Source organism: Parvibaculum sp. (genome assembly GCF_019635935.1).
GTDB lineage: Bacteria > Pseudomonadota > Alphaproteobacteria > Parvibaculales > Parvibaculaceae > Parvibaculum.
In genome coordinates, this window is the sequence record NZ_JAHBYN010000001.1 from 330,737 (window position 1) to 349,603 (window position 18,867).

Here is an 18,867-nt window from a genome sequence, read left to right on the forward strand (position 1 = left end):
GCATGGAAACGCTGACCCCCTTCGTCTGGCAGATGTGGGCCGTCTACGCGTTGGTGCTGACGGCCGTCGTGCTGTTCAGCATGGAGCGCCTGACGCTCGAAATCTCGGCACTGGCGATCCTGACGGCCCTGTTGATCTTCTTCTACCTCTTCCCGATCCCCGGTCCCGACGGCCGCAACCTGCTCGGCACCACGGCGCTGATGTCGGGCTTCGCCAACCCGGCATTGATCGCGGTACTCGCCTTGCTGGTCATCGGACAAGGCATGTTCCAGACCGGCGCGCTCGACGGCGTGACGCGCACCGTCGCCGATTTCGGTTCGCGGCATCCGGCCCGCACGATCTTCCTGACCTTTCTGCTTGTCGCCATCGCCAGCGCCTTCCTCAACAACACGCCCATCGTCGTGATGTTCATTCCGGTGCTTGCGACGCTCGCCGGCCGCTTCGGCCAGCGCGCGCCGAAGGTGATGATGACGCTGAGCTTCGTCTCGATCCTCGGCGGCATGACAACGCTGATCGGCTCCTCGACCAACCTTCTTGCCGCCGGCGTTGTGATGAACACGAAACTCCCGCCCATCGGCATTTTCGATTTCGTCGTGCCGGGCGTCTTTCTCGCCACCATCGGCTTCCTCTACGCCACGTTCGCCGTACCGCGCCTCGTGCCCGATCGCGCCGGTCCTGCACAGGAGATCGGTGGCGCCGACCAGGGCAGCGGCAAGCAATACATTGCCCAGATCGAAGTCACCGCCGATCATCCGCTGGTCGGCATCGGCGCCGTCGCCGGTCTTTTCCCGCCGCTACGCGACATGACGGTCCGCATGATCCAGCGCGGCGAGCATCCGATCCTGCCGCCCTTCGAGGACATCTCGCTCGAAACCGGCGACGTCATCATCATCGCCGCCACGCGCCAGACGCTCACCGAGTCGCTGAAATCGGGCTCGAAGATTTTCGAAGGCATGCTCGAGGAGCGCTTCGCCGAAGGCGCCGGCAATGGCGATGCGCCGTCCCGTCCCGGCGGTGAACTGACCCTGGCCGAGGCCGTCGTCGCGCCGGGCTCGCGCATGATCGGCCAGACGATCGAACAAATCGCCTTCCGCCACCAGACGGGCTGCATCGTGCTCGGCGTCCAGCGCCGCAGCCGCATGATCCGCAGCCTCCTCAACGACATCCGCCTCGAAGCAGGCGACGTCCTGCTGGTGCTCGGCAAGAGCGCCCGCATCCAGGATCTCCGTCACAACCGCGACGTGCTGCTGCTCGAATGGTCGGCGACCGAATTGCCCGACCCGAAGCTTGGCTATCGGGCGCTTGCGGTCTTCGGCATCATGGTCACGACGGTGCTGCTCGGCTGGCTGCCGATCGAAATTGCCGCCGTCGCCGGCGCCGGCGCCATCATCGCAACCGGCGTTTTGAACGTCCGCCAGGCGGCCCGCGCCATCGACCGCCGCATCTTCCTGATGGTCGGCGCGATGCTCGGCGTCGCCACCGCGCTCGACGTCACCGGCGGCGCGCAGGCCATCGCCCAGTCCTCCGTCGCGCTCTTCTCGGGCTATGGCGTCCCGGTGATTCTCTCGGCCTTCTTCCTCGCCACCGCCATCACCACCAACGTCCTCACCAACAACGCGACGGCCGTGCTCTTCACCCCCATCGCCATCAGCACGGCAAACCAGCTCGGCGTCGATCCGATGGTTTTCGTCTATGCGGTGATTTTCGCCGCCAACTGCTCATTCGCGACGCCGATGGGCTACCAGACGAATCTCCTGGTTATGGGCCCCGGACACTATGAATTCCGGGATTTCGTGCGCGCCGGCACCCCCCTCGTCATCTTGCTCTGGCTGGCCTATTCTTTCTTCGCGCCTTGGTACTACGGACTTTGAACCGCCGGGGCGCCGGAGCAACGATGTGACAGGCGCCAGCAAACCGTGACCGATCAATCCCGCATCCGCTTCCCGCAGTTCTACATCACGACGCCGCAGCCGTGCCCCTATCTGGCCGGCCACTACGAGAAGAAGGTCTTCACGCATCTCCTCGGCGACGAGCCCATCTCGCTGAATAATATGCTGACCCAGGCCGGCTTCCGCCGCAGCCAGAACATCGCTTACCGTCCGGCTTGCGACAACTGCTCCGCCTGCGTCTCGGTCCGCGTCATCGTCGACCGCTTCCGTCCCGGCCGCACCTTCCGCCGCCTGACCGCCCGCAACGCCGATCTCACGGTCGGCCTGCGTGCGCCCCGCGCCACCGACGAGCAATACGCGCTGCTGCGCCGCTATCTCGACAGCCGCCACGCCGATGGCGGCATGGCCGACATGGCGCCGGTCGACTATGTAGCGATGATCGAGGACACCACGGTCGCCACCCGCATCGCCGAATACCGGCTGCCGCACAGCAGCGACGCCGATGGTCCGGGGCCGCTGGTCGCCGCGGCGCTGACCGACACGCTCGATGACGGCCTGTCGATGGTCTACAGCTTCTACGAACCCTCCGAGACCGCCCGCAGCCTCGGCACATGGATGGTGCTCGACCACATCGAACGCGCCCGCCTGCTCGGCCTTCCTTACGTCTATCTCGGCTACTGGGTCGATGGCAGCCGCAAGATGGCCTACAAGACCCGCTTCCGGCCGCTCGAGGCGCTCGGTTTCCACGGCTGGACCGAGATGACGCCGTCCGCCGGCGATCTGAACCCCGCCCCCTAACTCCTTGTTTTCAAATGCCGTTGCGCCCCGCGCGGGCGCGCCTATACTGGCCTCGCTTCGACGCGTCGGCGTCAGGGGAGAAGTAATTCGGGAGCAATCGATGAAGCGCCGTTCGTTTCTGGCGGGAGCCGGCACAGCCGCCCTCGCCGCCGCGTCCATGCCCGCGCCCGCCATCGCGCAGGGCGCGTCGCGGCAACTGAAAATGGTCACCACCTGGCCGAAAAACTATCCGGGCCTCGGCACCTCCGCCGAACGGCTGGCGACGCGCATTCACGAAATGACCGAAGGCAAGATCGACATCAAGGTCTTCGCGGCCGGCGAACTGGTGCCCGCGCTTGAATCCTTCGACGCCGTTTCGAGCGGTGCCGCCGACATCTATCACGGCGCGGAGTATTACTGGCAGGGCAAGTCGAAGGCCTACAACTTCTTCACCGCCGTGCCCTACGGCATGACCGCCAACGAAATCAACGGCTGGATCTATCACGGCGGCGGCCAGCAGCTCTGGGACAATCTCGCCAAGGGCTTCAATATCAAGCCGTTCATGGCCGCCAACACCGGCGTGCAGCTTTCCGGCTGGTACCGCAACGAAATCAATTCGCTCGACGACCTGAAAGGTCTGAAAATCCGCATGCCGGGTCTCGGCGGCGAAGTGATGCGCCGCCTTGGCGCCGCCGCCGTCACCTTGCCCGGCCCCGACATCTTCCCGGCCCTGCAAAACCGCACCATCGACGCCGCCGAATGGGTCGCGCCCTGGAACGACATGGCCTTCGGCTTCTATCGCATCGCGAAGTTCTACTACTGGCCGGGCTTCCACGAACCGGGATCGAGCCTCGCCGCCGGTTTCAATCTCAAAGTATGGGAAAGCTTCACCCCGCAGCAGCAAGCCGTCGTCCGCGCCGCCTGCGCCGCCGAAAACGACTACACGCTGGCCGAATACACCCACCACAATGGCCGCGCCCTGAAAACGCTGGTCGAACAGCACGGCGTCCAGATGCGCAAGTTCCCGGCCGACGTGCTGGCGGGTTTCAAGAAGGCCTCGCGCGAAGTGCTCGAAGACGCCGCCGCAAGCGATCCCGTCACCGCCGAAATCTATGCGAGCTTCCGCGAGGCCCTCGAAATCTCCGAGGAATGGACGCGCATCGGCGACGAAGGTTTCGTGGAGGCGCGCCGCAACTGACGCGGGCGCAATCGGACGCATGAACGCTCTCGCCCGCCTCGCCACCCTGATCGACGCCCTGAACGAGCGCGTCGGCCGCGCCGTCGCGTGGCTCGCGCTCTTCATGGTGCTCGCGCAATTCGCCGTCGTGCTGATGCGCTACATTTTCGGCGTCGGCTCGGTCTGGGCGCAGGAATCGATCGTCTACATGCACGGCACGCTGTTCATGCTGGCGGCAGGTTACACGCTGCTGCACAACGGCCATGTTCGCGTCGACGTTTTCTACCGCACCGCCTCTCCGGCCTATAAGGCCCGCGTCGATCTCCTCGGCACGCTGCTGCTTCTCTGGCCGGTCTGCTTCCTGATCTTCTATGTCGCCTTCCCCTATGTCGAAAGCTCTTGGTCGGTGCGCGAAGGAAGCCGCGAGACCAGCGGCATCCAGGGCGTCTACCTGCTGAAAAGCGTCATCCTCGTTTTCGTCGTGCTGCTGGCGCTGCAGGGCCTCTCCACCGTCATTCATGCGTTGCGCGTTCTTGCCGGGCTCGAAAAGCCCGTCGAGGAAGCCTCGCCCGTTCTCTAGGCCCCGTCGATGGACCTGCGCGACTCGCTCGACTTGCTGATGTTCGCGATGCTCTGCGTCGTGCTGCTGACCGGTTTTCCGGTCGCCTTCACGCTGGCCGGCATCGCGCTGATCTTCGGCCTGATCGGCATGGCCTTCGGCGTCTTCGATTTCGGCTTCATGGCCGCGCTGCCGCAGCGCATCTACGGCAACATGACCAATGACGTGCTGATCGCCGTGCCGCTCTTCGTCTTCATGGGCACGATGCTGGAGCGTTCGCGCGTCGCCGAGGAACTGCTTGAAAACATGGGCCGCCTCTTCGGCCGCCTGCGCGGCGGTCTCGGCATTTCGGTTTCGGTCGTCGGCGCGTTGCTCGCAGCTTCCACCGGCATCGTCGGCGCCACCGTCGTCACGATGGGCCTGCTGGCGCTCCCCACCATGCTCCGGCGCGGCTACGATCCGGCGCTGGCCTCGGGCTCCATTGCCGCCGCCGGCACGCTCGGCCAGATCATCCCGCCCTCGATCGTCCTCGTGCTGCTCGGCGACCAGCTCGCCAATTCCTATCAGCGCGCACAGCTCGACCAGGGCATCTTCGCGCCCGACACGCTCTCGGTCGGCGATCTTTTTGCCGGCGCGCTGATCCCCGGCCTGATGCTGGTCGTCTTCTACATCCTCTACCAGATCGTCCGCGCCGCGCTCGACCCGAAATCATCGCCCGCCATGCCCGCCGACGACACGCTCACAACCGCCGAGCTCTACCGCCGCACGCTGCGCGCGCTGATCCCGCCCGTCGCGCTCATCGTCGCCGTCATGGGCTCGATCCTCGGCGGCATCGCAACGCCCACGGAAGCCGCCGCTCTCGGTGCCATCGGCTCAATCCTGCTCGCCGGCGACCGCCTCCAGGGTATGAAGTTCCCGGCCCGCCTCGCCGCGCTCTCGCTGATCGCGCTCCTCATCCTCACCTGGGCGATGGACCTGCGCACCGCGCGCAGCGAAATCTCCGACGCCGACCGCGCCGGCATCTGGCTCGCCTACGCGCTTTGCGCCGGCGTCGCTTACGGCCTCCTCGCCTGCCTCATCCGCCTTCTTGGCGGCAAGGTCCTGTCCGACGTCGTGCAGTCGACGGCGCGCATTACCTCGATGGTCTTCGTCATCCTGATCGGCGCCGCGCTCTTCAGCCTCGTCTTCCGCGGCCTCGGCGGCGACGACACGGTGCGCGAATTCCTGACCGCCGTGCCGGGCGGCCCGATGGGCGCCGTCATCATCGTCATGGCGATCATGTTCCTGCTCGGCTTCTTCCTCGACTTCATCGAAATCATTTTCGTCGTCGTGCCCATCGTCGCGCCGATCCTGCTGATGATGGGCGTCGATCCGGTCTGGCTCGGCATCATGATGGCGATCAACCTGCAAACCTCCTTCCTGACGCCGCCTTTCGGCTTCGCTCTCTTCTATCTGCGCGGCGTCGCCCCCGACACCGTCACCACCATGCAGATCTATCGCGGCGCGGTTCCCTTCGTCCTGATTCAGATATTCGCGCTCGCGGTCATCGCCATGTTCCCCGCGCTGGCGACATGGCTCCCGAAACTTCTCTTCAGCGGAATGTAAAAACTTATGTCCAGAGTACCGCCGTCCCGAGGCCCCAACGACGTTGCCGACACCGCCGGCCGCAACATGATGCGCATTGGCCTCGTGGCGATGGCGGTTGTCGGCGTCGTCACCTTCTTCATCGCCACCGGCCGCGTCGAACTCGAGGAACCCCTCGTCATCACGGCAACGCCGGTCCAGGTCGGCACATGGGTTGCCGGCGCGCCTGTGAAGCTCGACGTCGAAGTGAAGATCGCCAACAACAGCAATGAGGGTCTGGCCCTCGAAGTCGCATCGCAATGCGATATCTTCCGCTGGATTGTCCTCGACGCCGAAAGCGAATTCGTCCAGTCGCAAGCCGGCGGCGACGCCTGCATCGACCTTCCGGTATCCGGCTTCCTCGATCCGAAACACTCGCTGACCGGCGCCTACGCGCTGGAACTCGATCCGAAGCGTGTGACGCCCGGCGACTACCGCCTCCTCGTCCGCTACTGGGGCTATGAAGTCCGCCGGAGCTTCACGATCGAATAGGCGCCGCTCAAACCGCCCCGAACGCGCCGCCGAATTTCCGGTCCGCCGGAAAGCCCTTCGGCGGCAACCGCCCGGCCTGCGCGCGCGCGCCGATCCAGTCCTTCAACTCGGTGAAGCTGCGCGACCGCCCGCCCTTGTCGTAGGTCGTCAGTCCCTCTTTCAGCGTGAACGTCTTGATGTCGGCAAGTCCGCCATCGCCATAGCGTTGCAGGCGCACGCCCTTGCCGCGCGTCATCTCCGGCAGTTCCTTCAGCGGGAAAATCAGCAGCTTGCGGTTCTCGCCGATCGCGGCCACATGATCGCCCGAGACCGCCGCGCAAGCCGCCGCCTCGTCGGTGCCGCCGACATTCAGCACCTGCTTGCCGGCGCGCCGCATCGCCACCACCTCGTCTTCCGGCACGACGAACCCGTTGCCCTCATGCGAGGCGACGATCAGCTTGCGCCCCGGCCGATGCACGAAAATCTCGACGACGTCATGGCTCTCATCCATGTCGATGGCGAGCCTCAGCGGTTCGCCGTGTCCGCGTCCGCCCGGCAGCTTGTCGGCATTGAGCGTATAGAAGCGCCCGTCGGTGGCGAAAATCAGCACCTTGTCGGTCGTCTCGGCATTCAGCACGAACTTCTCGCCGTCGCCTTCCTTGTATTTGATGTCGGCATCGGATCCGAGATGCCCCTTCATCGCGCGGATCCAGCCCTTCTTCGAACAGACGACGGTGATCGGCTCCTTCTCGATCATCGCCTCGACCGGCACGAACTCGACCTTCGGCGCGTCGGAGAATGTCGTCCGCCGCTTGCCGAGATCGGACTTCGGCCCGAACGTCGCCCGCACCTCCTTGATTTCCCCGGCCACCCGTTCCCATTGTTTGGCATCCGACCGGACCAGTCCCTTCAGCTCCTTCTGCTCGGCCGACAGCTTCTTGTGCTCGCCCTTGATCTCCATTTCTTCAAGCTTGCGCAAGCTCCGCAGCCGCATGTTGAGGATCGCCTCGGCCTGGTTGTCGCTGAGCTTGAATTTCTTCATCAGCTTCGGCTTCGGCTCGTCCTCCTCGCGGATAATGCGGATCACCTCGTCGAGATTGAGATAGGCGACGAGATAGCCTTCCAGCACTTCGAGCCGCCGCGCGATCTTGTCGAGGCGGAAATTCGAGCGCCGCACCAGCACTTCCTTGCGGTGTTCGAGCCAGGCGCGCAACGCCTCGCGCAAATTCATCACGCCCGGCACCTGTCCGGCCGACAGCACGTTGAGGTTGAGCGGGAAGCGGCTTTCGAGTTCGGTCGAGCGGAACAGCGTTTCCATCAGTTGCGCGGGCTCGACGCTGCGCGATTTCGGCACCAGCACCAGCCGGATTTCCTCGGCGCTCTCGTCGCGCACATCTTCCAGCAGCGGCAACTTGCGCGCCTGCAGCAGTTCGGCAAGCTTCTCCACCAGCTTCGACTTCTGCACCTGATAGGGAATTTCGCTGACGACGATCTGCCAGCCGCCCCGCGCCAGTTCCTCCTTCTCCCACCGCGCCCGCACGCGAAAGCCGCCGCGCCCGGTCTCATAAGCCTCGAGGATCGCCTCGCGCGGTTCGACGATGATGCCGCCGGTCGGAAAATCCGGGCCCTGCACGAATTCGACAAGCTTCGCCGTCCGCGCATTGGGATATTTGATCAGATGCAGCGCCGCGTCGCAGAGTTCGGCCGCATTGTGCGGCGGAATGCTGGTCGCCATGCCGACCGCGATCCCCGCCGCGCCGTTCGCCAGCAATTGCGGAAAGGCGCCGGGCAGCACGACAGGCTCGCTGTCCTCGCCGTCGTAAGTCTCGCGGAAATCGACTGTGTCTTCTTCCAGCCCGTCGAGCAGCAGCCCCGCCACCGCCGTCAGCCGCGCTTCCGTGTAGCGCATCGCCGCCGCGTTATCGCCGTCGACATTGCCGAAATTGCCCTGCCCGTCGACCAGCGGATAGCGCACCGAAAAATCCTGCGCCAGCCGCACCAGCGCGTCATAGACCGACTGGTCGCCATGCGGGTGATAACGGCCGATCACGTCGCCCACCACCCGCGCCGACTTCTTGAACCCCGACCCCGGATCGAGCTTCAACTGCCGCATCGCGAACAGCACCCGGCGATGCACCGGCTTCAGCCCGTCGCGCACATCCGGCAACGCCCGATGCATGATCGTCGACAGCGCATAAGCGAGATACCGCGTCTCCAGCGCCTCGCGCAAATTGACTTCATGCTCGGGCTCGATCGGCGGCGGCGTAACGGCTTTGGTCATGCTCTCAAACTCAAAATAAGATCGTCATTGCAAAGTGGCTTTCGCTCTTCCCACCCTCCCCTGGGGGGAGGGTCGAACGATCTCAGATCGTTCGGGGCGGGGGCGCTGCGTCTCCACGGCGTATGCACCATCGTGCACCCCCATCATACCAGCGATTCGCCCTCACAAGCCCCGCGCCAGCTTCTCCATCAGCCTTATCCGCGCATCCGGCAAATGCCGCCCCTGCGGCGCATAGAGATGCCGTTCGAGAAAATGCCCGGTCATGCGCAAACCCTCGGCGACCTCCGCCGCGCTCGCCTCGCCGGCCTGCGATGCCAGCAGAAAGCCCGGCAGCCGGAACAGCCGGTCCTTGTAGGGCTCGCCCGCTTCGCGGCTCACCGCCGCCCCGCTTTTCGGCGACACATAAATCAGGTCGTCCCGCCCCCCCGTCGCCGCACATTGCGTGAGGTCGAGCCCGAAGCCGAGTTCCTGCAACAGCCCGAGTTCGAAGCGCACGAAAACCGCCGGCCAAACATGGCCGTCTTCCAGCGTCGAAAGCAGAACGTCATAGGCATCGTAAAGTGCGGGATGCGCCTCCCTTTCGGGGATCGCCTCGGCAATGGCGCTCGCCGCGCTCAGCGCCGTCAGCGCGGTCGCGTCGTCCATCAAGAGCCCCGCCAGCGGCTTCACAAGTTCCACCTGATAGGTGCCGAGATGTTCGGCCAGCCGCCCCCGCCAATGCGCCGCGAGCTTGTTGCCGGGCTGCAGCACGCCCTTCATCCGCTGCGAGGCGCCGCCGCGCACCAGCCCCAGATGCCGCCCCTGTTCGCGCGTGAACAAGGCGACGATGGCGCCGTTCTCGCCATGCGCCCGCGCCGACAGCACAAACCCCTCGTCGCGCCATTCCATGCGCCTTCACCGCCCCTTCGAGCACCCGACGCACAAATGCGCCGCCGGATCGGCCGCCAGCCGCTTCTCGGCAATCGCCTCGCCGCAGCTCGCGCAATAGCCGTATTCGCCGGCCTCCATCCGCCGGAACGCCGCCTCGATCTGCGCCATGCGCTGGTGCCGCCGCTTTTCGGTCGCCTGCGCCATCGCCTGCGACTGTATCGCGTCCATGCGCGACAGCCGCCCGACGCTCTGCTGGTCGAGCGTCACCGGTGCCCGGTCATCCGCTCTCATCTCCGATTGCGCACGCAGCTCCGCAAGCTCCGCTTCGAGCAGCGGCCGGAAACGCGCGGCAAGTGCTTTTTCCGTCATTTGGCCTCCACACGCCCGGGCGTAGCGCGCCCGGCCCGCCAAGCGTAGCGCGCCCGGCCTTGTTGTGCCATTGATGTCGGCAATGGAAAGTACCGCCACCTGCCCCGTCTGCCGCGCAGCCGCGCCGCTACCTTTCATGGATGTCGGCCCGCAACGCTACTGGAAATGCCAAACCTGCGATGCCCGCTTCCTCGATCCGGCGCAGCACCCGGCGCCCGATGTCGAGCGCGCCCACTACCTGACGCACGAAAACGATCCCGCCGATCCGCGCTACCGCAAATTTCTCGCAAAGCTCGCAATGCCGCTGCTGGCCCGCCTCTCGCCCGCCTCCTCCGGCATCGATTACGGCTGCGGCCCCGGCCCGGCGCTCGCCGCGATGCTCCGCGAAGCCGGCCACGACGTCGCGCTCTACGACCCGTTTTTCCACGCCGATGAAAGCGCCCTCGCCCGCAACTACGATTTCATCGCCTGCACCGAAACCGCCGAACATTTCCACCGCCCGGCCGACGAGTTCGACCGCCTCGACACATTGCTGCGCCCCGGCGGCTGGCTAGCTCTGATGACCGCCTTCCGCCCCGCCGACGAAAAATTTGCCGATTGGCACTACCGCAAGGATCCAACGCACGTCGTCTTCTACAACGAAGCGACACTCCGCGCCGTCGCAACCACGCGCAACTGGTCCTGCGAGTTCCCCGCTCCCGACGTGGCGCTGATGCGGAAGGCGGGGTAAGCGGTCTCCTGCCGTTATCGCACCGTTGCGCGCATTGCCGCTTTCCCGGCCTCCAAACCTGTTTTCCGCCGCCTCTCGCGCCAGTCGCCGAGAAACAGCAGAATCGGCGCGGCAATGAAGATCGACGAACTTGTGGCTATCACGACACCGAAGATCATCGGCAAGGCAAAACTCGCAACCGCACTCCCGCCCCAGATGGCCATTGGCAGCAATGCCAAAAATGTCGTCATCGACGTAAACAGGCATCGCCCGAATGTCTGGTTGATGCTCATGTCGATAAGGTCTCTCAGGGGCATTTTCTTGTAGAGCCGCATGTTTTCGCGCATGCGATCGTACACCACGACCTTGTCGTTGACTGAATAGCCGACGATGGTGAGCAAGGCGGCAATTGCCGTAAGATTGAAGTCGAGCCCCGTCAGCGCAAAAAACCCGACCGTCTTTGTCACGTCGAGAATGAGTGTGACGATGGCGCCAGCCGCGAACGGCCACTCGAAACGCCACCAGATGTAAACCAGCATCGCGAGGCTCGCGAGAGCGACGGAAAGCAGCGCCGCCTGCGCCAGCTCGCCGCTCACCTTCGGCCCCACGACTTCCGCGCGCTCCACGCTTGCACCGCCGTCGACCGAAGCCACCGTTTTCCGCATTTCGGTCACAGCCTTGCTCTGCGCCGCATCGCCGCCCGGCTGACGCTCGACGCGGATCAGCACGCTGCGGTCGTCGCCGAATTCCTGCATCGCTATCTCGCCGAGCCCCAGCCCGCCCAGCATGGCACGCATCTGCGCAAGATCGGCGGGGGCGCCCGTCTTCACCTCCATTTGGATGCCGCCCTTGAAGTCGATGCCGTAGCTCAATCCCGGGTTGATGAAGAGGCCGACGGAAGCGAGCGACAGAAAAATCGAAACCGCGATCCCCAGGTAACGCGCCTTCATGAAGCCGATCTTCGTCCCCTCCGGCATGAAGCGAACGGGTGGCTCGATCCGCAGCACCTTTATTCGCTGCCGCCTCACGATCCATGCCATGACGAGCCGTACGACCGCCACTGCCGTGAACATCGAGATGCCGATGCCGATCATCATGGTGATCGCAAAACCGCGCACCGGCCCTGAACCGAAACTGAACAGCAGTGCCGTCGCGATCAGCGTCGTCACATTGGCGTCGATGATGGTCGAATAGGCGCGGGAGAATCCGGTCTCCAGCGCCGCCAGCGCCTTCAGCCCCTTTTTCGTCTCCTCGCGTATGCGCTCATTGATCAGGATGTTCGCGTCGACCGCGATGCCGATGCTGAGAATGATGCCGGCGATGCCGGGCAGCGTCAGCGTCGCACCGAGAAGGCTGAGCGCACCGAAAGTCAGGATCACGTTGAGCCCGAGCGCCAGATTGGCGACAAGGCCCCACCGCCCGTATAGCGTCAGCATGAAGGCAATCACGAGCCCGAAGCCCGCCAGTCCCGCCCATATGCCCATATTGATCGCGTCGCTGCCGAGACCGGGGCCCACGCTTCGTTCCTCGATAACGGTGAGTGGCGCCGGCAGCGCGCCGGAGCGCAGCAGCGCCGAAAGCGTCACTGTGTCTTCCACTGTGAAGTTGCCGCTGATCTGGCCGGTCCCGCCGGTAATCGGCTCCCGGATGACAGGCGCGCTCAGCACCTTGCCATCAAGCACGATCGCAAAGGGCCGTCCGATGTTGTTCCGGGTGATGTCGCCAAACTGCCGCGCCCCCAGGCTGTCGAAACGAAAAGTCACCACCGGCTCGCCGGTCTGCGAATCGAACCCGGCGCGCGCATCCGTCAGCCGCTCGCCGCTCAGTGCCGTACGTCTCTCCACCGGATAACGTTCCGGTCCTTGCGCCGACGGCAGCATTCTTGTCCCGATCGGTGCCCGTCCATCGGCGGGCGCTTCGCGGGAAAGCATATGGAAGCTCATCTGCGCCGTACTGCCGAGAATGGTCCGCAGTCGCGTCGGATCCTGCAAACCGGGCAACTGGACGAGAATCCGGTCGGCGCCGACACGCTGGAGTGTCGGCTCGGCGACACCGATCTGGTCCACGCGCTGCCGGACGATTTCAAGGCTTTGCTCGATGGCGGCATTCACGCGTGCGCGCACACCTGCCTCTGTCAGCGTCAGGCGAATGAACCTGTCCTCTTCCGGCCGCACGTCGATGTCCTTGCCGGCTTCGCCGAATGCTGTCGGTTGAGCCGGCGAAACGACTTGCCGGAGCGCCCGCTCCGCGCTGGCAAGCGCCGTCACATCCGGCCGCGCAAGCGTCACGACGATCGATTGGCCCTGCCGTTTTACATCGGTGACGCCAATCCCTTCTTCGCGAAGAACCTGCCGCGCGTCGTCGGCCATCGTTTCGAGTTTGTTGCCGACAAGCGTATCTGCATCGACCTCGAGCACGAGATGCGAGCCGCCACGCAGATCGAGACCCAGCGTCACCTGTTGATGAGGGAGCCAACCGGGCAAGGCGTCAAGCTGCGCTGGGGTCAATAGATTGGGTAGGGCCGCAGCGATACCGAACAGGACAATCGCCACATAACTCGCCAGCACGGATCGTGATGTGCGCATCAAGTGCCTCCATGCGGGGACGATCGCCGGGCGCGCCGATGCGCGCGCTCGCAATGACCCCGAAAATTTCAGAAAGGGAGTTTTCGCTGCCCGCTACCGAGGCGGGCGCAGCCTAGAGAGCCGCTGGCGGGCCCGTAGCACCCGGACGAACAAATCGCACCGGGTGAAGCGCATGGTCCTCGAAGACGAAATCGGCAGTAAATCCGGCCGGCGGGAGGGCTTGTGCAAATACCGATGGCAGTCCGGCCGGCAGGTCATCGCCGTTAGCCGCGGACAAACGCGAAGCGAACGCATTGCGATCGGCCCAGCCGTTTCGGACGGTGTCGCGGGAAGGTGCAAGCGCGCCGGCGGCATGGTTTTCCGGATAAGGCGAGGCCGATCCGGCGGTTCCGCCCGCCGGCCATGTCATGGGCGCCGGTCCCCAGGACATTGAAACCAGCAGGATTAAGGCAAAACACAACATCGCGCGCAGGGCAGCGCCCGCACCCGCCTTCGCGGCCGTAATTGTTGTCGTGATTGCCATATCTTTCAAACGCTCGTCAGGCAACGACTTAATCATTCGCCCCGGTGCTTTACAAGCCCCATGCCGGAACTTCCATCCGGCGTCGCGAACCCCTGGCCGTTCTTCGCAATTCACTCCTTCGGAAAGTCGAGCCCCATCTCGCGGTAGCGTTCGCGGTCGTCCGACCAGTTCTCGCGCACCTTCACAAACAGGAAAAGATGGACCTTCGTTTCCAGCATCTCCTGCAATTCCTCGCGCGCCATCTGGCCGATGGTCTTGATCGTCTGCCCGCCCTTGCCGAGCGCGATTTTCTTCTGGCTGTCGCGCTCGACATAAATCACCTGCGCGATGCGGATCGAGCCGTCCTTCTTCTGTTCCCATTCTTCCGTTTCGACGGTCAGCGAATAGGGAAGCTCGTCATGCAGCCGAAGAAAAAGTTTCTCGCGCGTGATTTCGGCGGCGAGCGACCGGAGCGGCACATCGGCCGCCTGGTCCTCCGGGTAGTGCCACGGGCCTTCCGGCAGAAGCGCCGCGATATGGCGCTTGAGATCGGAAACGCCGTCCCCCGTCAGCGCCGACACCATGAAGGTCTCGGTGAAGAGTCCTGTCTCGTTGAGCTTCGCCGCCGTCTTCAGGAGCTTCTCGCGGTCGCAGGCATCCGCCTTGTTCAGTACAAGGATGGCTTTCCTGCCTTGGCGCTTCAGCCCCTCGACGATCCGCTCGACATCGCTGTCGCGCCCGCTCTCCATGTCGACCATCAGCACGATCAGGTCGGCGTCGCCCGCCCCGCCCCAGGCCGCGTCCACCATCGCCCGGTCGAGCCGCCGCTTCGGCTTGAAGATGCCGGGCGTGTCCACAAACACGATCTGGGTGCGGCCCTCCATCGCGATGCCGCGGATGCGCGCCCGCGTCGTCTGCACTTTGTGGGTGACGATCGCCACCTTCGATCCGACCAGCCGGTTGACCAGCGTCGACTTGCCGGCGTTCGGCGCCCCGATTATGGCGACAAACCCGCAGCGTGTCGGTTCCGTCCGGTCGGTCTGGTTTTGCATGGAATCCCGGTTGTGACAGTTATTTGACAGTATTTTGACAGTTGGCTGACAGTTGCGTGACAGTGTGAAATATCAATGACTTAGCCTTTCCGCACATTCGCGGATTCGAGCGCCGCCTGGGCTGCCGCCTGCTCCGCCTGCCGTTTCGAGTTTCCCTTTCCGGTCAACGGCTTGCAGCCCTCCAGCAACACCTCGACCGTGAATTCCGGCGCATGGTCCGGTCCGCTGCGCCCGGTCTGCCGGTAAGTCGGCGCCGGAAGCCCCTGCGCATGCGCCCATTCCTGCAATGCCGTCTTGGCGTCCTGCGGAATTTCCGCATGTTTATCAACGAGTTGCGCCCATTCGCGCTCGATGAATTGTGTCGCCGCCGCCATCCCGCCATCGAGATAAAGCGCCGCGATCAGCGCTTCGCAGCCATCGGCTAAAATGGCGGTTTTCCGCCTTCCGCCGGCCTTTTCCTCGCCCGGCCCCATCGTGATGTACCGGCCGAGATCGATGCGCGCGGCCACCTCGGCGCACGCCTCCTTGCGCACTAACGCATTGAATCTGATTGCCAATTCGCCTTCATCCGCATCCGGAAAAAGCCGCATCAGCCAGTCCGCGACGGTGAGCGCCAGCACGCGGTCGCCGAGAAATTCGAGCCGTTGGTAGTTTTCCGGGCCGGCGCTCGGATGCGTAAGCGCCCGCGCAAAAAGGCCCATGTCCTTGAATTTATAGGACAATTTCTGTTCGAGCGCGGCGCTCAATCGGTCCACTTGCCGATCCGTTCCCATCGGATCGCCGATGGCCATTTCCAGAATTGCCAGAACGAGGCGCTGCCGTCGGCCGAGAAGAAAATGATCTCGGCGCGGCCCACCAGATTCTCGAACGGCACGTATCCGACAGCATCCGGCACCCGGCTATCGCTCGAATTGTCGCGATTGTCGCCCATCATGAAGTAATGGCCCTGCGGAACGATGTAGAGACCGGTATTGTCCCACACACTATTCGGGCTCATATCCAGCGTAATATATGAAACGCCGTTGGGGAGCGTCTCCAGATACTGTGGAATACGGCGCACATTGCCAGAAGGACTGCGCTCGATATGATCGTCGACGCGCTGGCGCGGCACCGCCGCATCGTTGATATGGAGCACCCCGTCCTTCATCTGCACGGTGTCGCCGGGTAAGCCTATGACCCGCTTGATGAAATCGGTCCGGTTGTCGACCGGCACCTTGAACACCGCAATGTCGCCCCGCTGCGGCGTCGCCCCCATGATCCGTCCGTTGAAGAGCCCCGGACTGAACGGCAGCGAGTGCCGCGAATAGCCATAACTGTATTTGGAAACAAAGAGATAGTCGCCGATCAGCAGCGTCGATTCCATCGAGCTCGACGGAATGAAGAAGGGCTGGAAAAGGAACGCCCGGATGAAAAGCGCAATCAGCAGCGCATAGCCGATGGTCCGTAAATTCTCGGCCAGCGACCCGCTGCGCAACTTCCTGGCATTTTCCATCAACGTCATCTCTCGGCTCCTGCCCCTCGAAAACGGCGGACCATACCACAATCCGCCGTCGCGTCTTCCCCGTGGTTCAAACGCGGGATATCGCGGAAATGATAACAAAAGCCTGTGCTTGCGGGTGATCGTCGGTGATCGTCAGATGGATGACGGCCTCCATGCCCTCAGGCGTGATCTCCTGGAGCCGCGCCGCCGCACCCCCCGTCAGCGCCATCGTCGGCTGTCCGGAGCGCAGATTCACCACCCCCATGTCGCGCCAATAGATGCCGCGGCGGAACCCGGTCCCGAGCGCTTTTGAGCAGGCTTCCTTGGCGGCAAAACGCTTGGCATAGGAAGCCGCGCGCATCCGCCGTCCTTCGGATTTCGCGCGTTCGATGTCGGTGAATATGCGGCCGATAAACCGTTCGCCAAAGCGGTCGAGCGTCTGTTCGATGCGCCGTATGTCGATGATATCGTTGCCAATTCCGATGATCATGCGCGGCCCATTGCTTCGCCGGCGTCGGCCCCGTGCCGCGCTTCGTCCATCACGGCCCGCATCCGTTTGATGCTCGCATCGAGCCCCGTGAAAATCGCCTCGCCAATCAGGAAGTGACCGATGTTGAGTTCGGCAAGCTCCGGCATCGCCGCCACCGGCGCCACCGTGTCGAACGTAAGTCCATGACCTGCATGGACTTCCAGCCCCAGCGCCGCGCCATTGCGCGCCGCCTCCGCCAGCCGCGCCAGTTCTGCGTCGCGCTTGGCGCTTTCCCGCGCGATCACCGCATCGCAATAGGCGCCGGTGTGAAGTTCCACGATATGCGCGCCGAGCGAACGCGCCGCTTCAAGCTGCCGCGTCTCGGCATTGATGAACAGCGACACGCGAATGCCCTTGTCGGAAAGTCGCGCGACGACCGGCGCCAGATGATTGTGAAGACCCGCGGCGTCGAGCCCGCCCTCCGTCGTCACTTCCTCGCGCCGCTCCGGCACGATGCAGCAGGCATGCGGGCTGTGGCGCAGCGCAATCTCGAGCATTTCGGGCGTCGCCGCCATTTCGAGATTGAGCGGCAATCCGGTTTCGTCCTTCAACCGCGCAATGTCGCCGTCGCGGATGTGGCGCCGGTCTTCTCTCAGATGCGCGGTAATGCCATCGGCCCCCGCCGCCGCGGCCAGTTTCGCCGCGCGCACGGGGTCCGGATGTTCGCCCCCGCGCGCATTACGGATCGTCGCGACATGATCGATATTGACGCCGAGGCGCAGATGAGATTTCGGACTCATGGCTGCCGGTTCCGTTGTTTTTCCATGACTAATCCCGCGTCTCGCCGGCCGGAGGGTTCGGGTCGAGAAATGGCGCAGGCGCCTGCGAACGCTCTGCCAAACGCCGCCGCCGCCGCAACTGATACGCCTCGACGCCGCTGCGTGTCATGACATAGCCGACGCATCCGAAGACGATACCGACCGGGACGGCGCCGACCGTCAGCGGCACCAGCAGCGGCAGGATCATGTCGAAGGCACGATCGCTCTGCAGCGTCTCCGCAATGTCGGGATCGGGCCCCGCCGGCGCGCCCACCATGTACTTCCCGACTTCATAAACGATCAGCCAGATCGCCGGAAAAGTCAGCGGATTGCCGACAAAAGTGCCAAGCGCGCTCGCGATCAGATTCCCGCGCAATACCCAGGCAACAAGCATCGCGATCAGAATATGAAAGCCGATGAACGGTGTGCACGACGCGAACACGCCGGCCGCGACGCCTATCGCAATTGCGTGCGGCGTTCCCGACAAACGCCACACCCGCCGCCATCCATACTGGATCGCGCGCTTCCAGCCCGCGCTCGGCCAGAAGGTCTCGCGCAGTTTCCGCAGCGGATGAAGATCGACGCGACGCCGAAACAAGGAACCGTCTCCTCTAGGCGATGCCGCGGCTGCCGGGCTTTTCGGCTGGCAACGCCGCAAGCTCCTTCGGCAACTTGTCGGCCGGATAAGCCGGTATGTCGATACGCGCCAGCGAGATCAGCTTCGTGCCGACCTTTGCCCGGCCGCCCGAACGGTCGATGAGGCATGCCGCCGCAACAACCTTCGCACCGGTCTTGCGGATCGCTTGAATGCACTCGCGCGACGACAATCCGGTCGTCACGATGTCCTCGACCATCACCACCCGCATCCCCTTCTTCAGCGGAAACCCGCGCCGCAAAACGAACTCACCCTTCTCCCGCTCGACATACATTGCCGGCGCGCCCAGGTGACGCGCCGTTTCGTAGCCCGGAATGATCCCCCCGACAGCGGGCGAAATAATGGCATCGATCGGACCGTCGACTTCCGCCTCGATTTTCGCCGCCAATGCCTTGCAAAGCCGCGCCGTCCGCTTCGGACTCATGAAGACGAGCGCCTTCTGAAGGAAAACGGGGCTGTGCAGACCCGATGACAGGATGAAGTGCCCCTTCAGCAGCGCACCGGCTTTCTCGAATTCCTTGAGGACCTTGGCTTCTTTCATTTTTCTGTGCTCACCGGCTTTCGGATGTTGAGGCAGTGTC

19 protein-coding genes are annotated in these 18,867 nt (G+C 64.1%); 7 read left to right on the forward strand and 12 right to left on the reverse strand.

The genetic code is table 11. From position 1 onward, the window contains the following. Positions 1–2 precede the first annotated feature (2 nt). The 6 genes from KF719_RS01730 to KF719_RS01755 all read left to right on the forward strand — a co-directional run bounded on the left by KF719_RS01730 (position 3) and on the right by KF719_RS01755 (position 6,517). Positions 3–1,871, forward strand: coding sequence for an SLC13 family permease (locus KF719_RS01730; RefSeq protein ID WP_293506578.1), 1,869 nt, complete (start codon positions 3–5; stop codon positions 1,869–1,871). Positions 1,872–1,916: 45 nt separating this feature from the next. Continuing rightward, positions 1,917–2,687 (forward strand): arginyltransferase, encoded by a 771-nt coding sequence (locus KF719_RS01735; protein ID WP_293506580.1) that lies wholly within the window; start codon positions 1,917–1,919, stop codon positions 2,685–2,687. A gap of 100 nt (positions 2,688–2,787) precedes the next feature. Further along, positions 2,788–3,864 (forward strand): TRAP transporter substrate-binding protein, encoded by a 1,077-nt coding sequence (locus tag KF719_RS01740; protein ID WP_293506582.1) that lies wholly within the window; start codon positions 2,788–2,790, stop codon positions 3,862–3,864. A 19-nt stretch (positions 3,865–3,883) separates the two neighbouring features. Next, entirely contained in the window at positions 3,884–4,423 is a 540-nt protein-coding gene (locus KF719_RS01745) for a TRAP transporter small permease subunit (RefSeq protein ID WP_293506583.1), read from the forward strand. Between the two features lie 9 nt (positions 4,424–4,432). After that, the gene (locus KF719_RS01750) at positions 4,433–6,007 is read left to right on the forward strand and encodes a TRAP transporter large permease subunit (RefSeq protein ID WP_293506585.1); all 1,575 of its coding nucleotides are present in this window, start codon (positions 4,433–4,435) and stop codon (positions 6,005–6,007) included. 6 nt (positions 6,008–6,013) lie between these two features. Then, entirely contained in the window at positions 6,014–6,517 is a 504-nt protein-coding gene (locus KF719_RS01755) for a hypothetical protein (RefSeq protein WP_293506587.1), read from the forward strand. Between the two features lie 7 nt (positions 6,518–6,524). Here KF719_RS01755 and parC read toward each other — a convergent pair whose 3' ends face one another. From parC to KF719_RS01770, 3 genes are all read right to left on the reverse strand, one after another. Next, entirely contained in the window at positions 6,525–8,777 is a 2,253-nt protein-coding gene (gene parC / locus KF719_RS01760) for a DNA topoisomerase IV subunit A (protein ID WP_293506589.1), read from the reverse strand. Between the two features lie 162 nt (positions 8,778–8,939). After that, on the reverse strand, positions 8,940–9,665 hold the full coding sequence (recO, locus tag KF719_RS01765; RefSeq protein WP_293506591.1) for a DNA repair protein RecO: 726 nt from the start codon (positions 9,663–9,665) through the stop codon (positions 8,940–8,942). Positions 9,666–9,671: 6 nt separating this feature from the next. Continuing rightward, the gene (locus KF719_RS01770) at positions 9,672–10,016 is read right to left on the reverse strand and encodes a TraR/DksA family transcriptional regulator (protein WP_293506593.1); all 345 of its coding nucleotides are present in this window, start codon (positions 10,014–10,016) and stop codon (positions 9,672–9,674) included. Between the two features lie 82 nt (positions 10,017–10,098). Here KF719_RS01770 and KF719_RS01775 point away from each other — a divergent pair, with 82 nt between their 5' ends. Further along, positions 10,099–10,746, forward strand: coding sequence for a class I SAM-dependent methyltransferase (locus KF719_RS01775; protein ID WP_293506595.1), 648 nt, complete (start codon positions 10,099–10,101; stop codon positions 10,744–10,746). A 14-nt stretch (positions 10,747–10,760) separates the two neighbouring features. Here KF719_RS01775 and secD read toward each other — a convergent pair whose 3' ends face one another. The 9 genes from secD to pyrE form a co-directional block, all read right to left on the reverse strand. Further along, positions 10,761–13,310 carry a protein translocase subunit SecD gene (gene secD / locus KF719_RS01780; protein WP_293506597.1) on the reverse strand — a complete coding sequence of 850 codons (2,550 nt, stop codon included), beginning with the start codon at positions 13,308–13,310 and terminating at the stop codon, positions 10,761–10,763. A 112-nt stretch (positions 13,311–13,422) separates the two neighbouring features. Beyond that, complete coding sequence (locus tag KF719_RS01785; protein ID WP_293506599.1) at positions 13,423–13,869, reverse strand: hypothetical protein; 447 nt, start codon at positions 13,867–13,869, stop codon at positions 13,423–13,425. 74 nt (positions 13,870–13,943) lie between these two features. Beyond that, complete coding sequence (gene era / locus KF719_RS01790) at positions 13,944–14,864, reverse strand: GTPase Era (RefSeq protein WP_293506600.1); 921 nt, start codon at positions 14,862–14,864, stop codon at positions 13,944–13,946. 80 nt (positions 14,865–14,944) lie between these two features. Continuing rightward, entirely contained in the window at positions 14,945–15,619 is a 675-nt protein-coding gene (gene rnc, locus KF719_RS01795) for a ribonuclease III (protein WP_293506601.1), read from the reverse strand. Further along, entirely contained in the window at positions 15,607–16,365 is a 759-nt protein-coding gene (gene lepB, locus KF719_RS01800) for a signal peptidase I (RefSeq protein ID WP_293506602.1), read from the reverse strand. Before lepB ends, rnc begins: the two co-directional genes overlap by 13 nt. Positions 16,366–16,432: 67 nt before the next feature. Continuing rightward, positions 16,433–16,834 carry a holo-ACP synthase gene (gene acpS, locus KF719_RS01805; protein WP_293506603.1) on the reverse strand — a complete coding sequence of 134 codons (402 nt, stop codon included), beginning with the start codon at positions 16,832–16,834 and terminating at the stop codon, positions 16,433–16,435. Further along, positions 16,831–17,613 carry a pyridoxine 5'-phosphate synthase gene (locus KF719_RS01810; protein WP_293506605.1) on the reverse strand — a complete coding sequence of 261 codons (783 nt, stop codon included), beginning with the start codon at positions 17,611–17,613 and terminating at the stop codon, positions 16,831–16,833. Before KF719_RS01810 ends, acpS begins: the two co-directional genes overlap by 4 nt. Positions 17,614–17,641: 28 nt before the next feature. Next, entirely contained in the window at positions 17,642–18,229 is a 588-nt protein-coding gene (locus KF719_RS01815) for a DUF2062 domain-containing protein (RefSeq protein ID WP_293506607.1), read from the reverse strand. A 13-nt stretch (positions 18,230–18,242) separates the two neighbouring features. Beyond that, a complete protein-coding gene (gene pyrE, locus KF719_RS01820; RefSeq protein ID WP_293506608.1) occupies positions 18,243–18,827 on the reverse strand; it encodes an orotate phosphoribosyltransferase in 585 nt (194 codons plus the stop codon). Between the last annotated feature and the right edge of the window lie 40 nt (positions 18,828–18,867).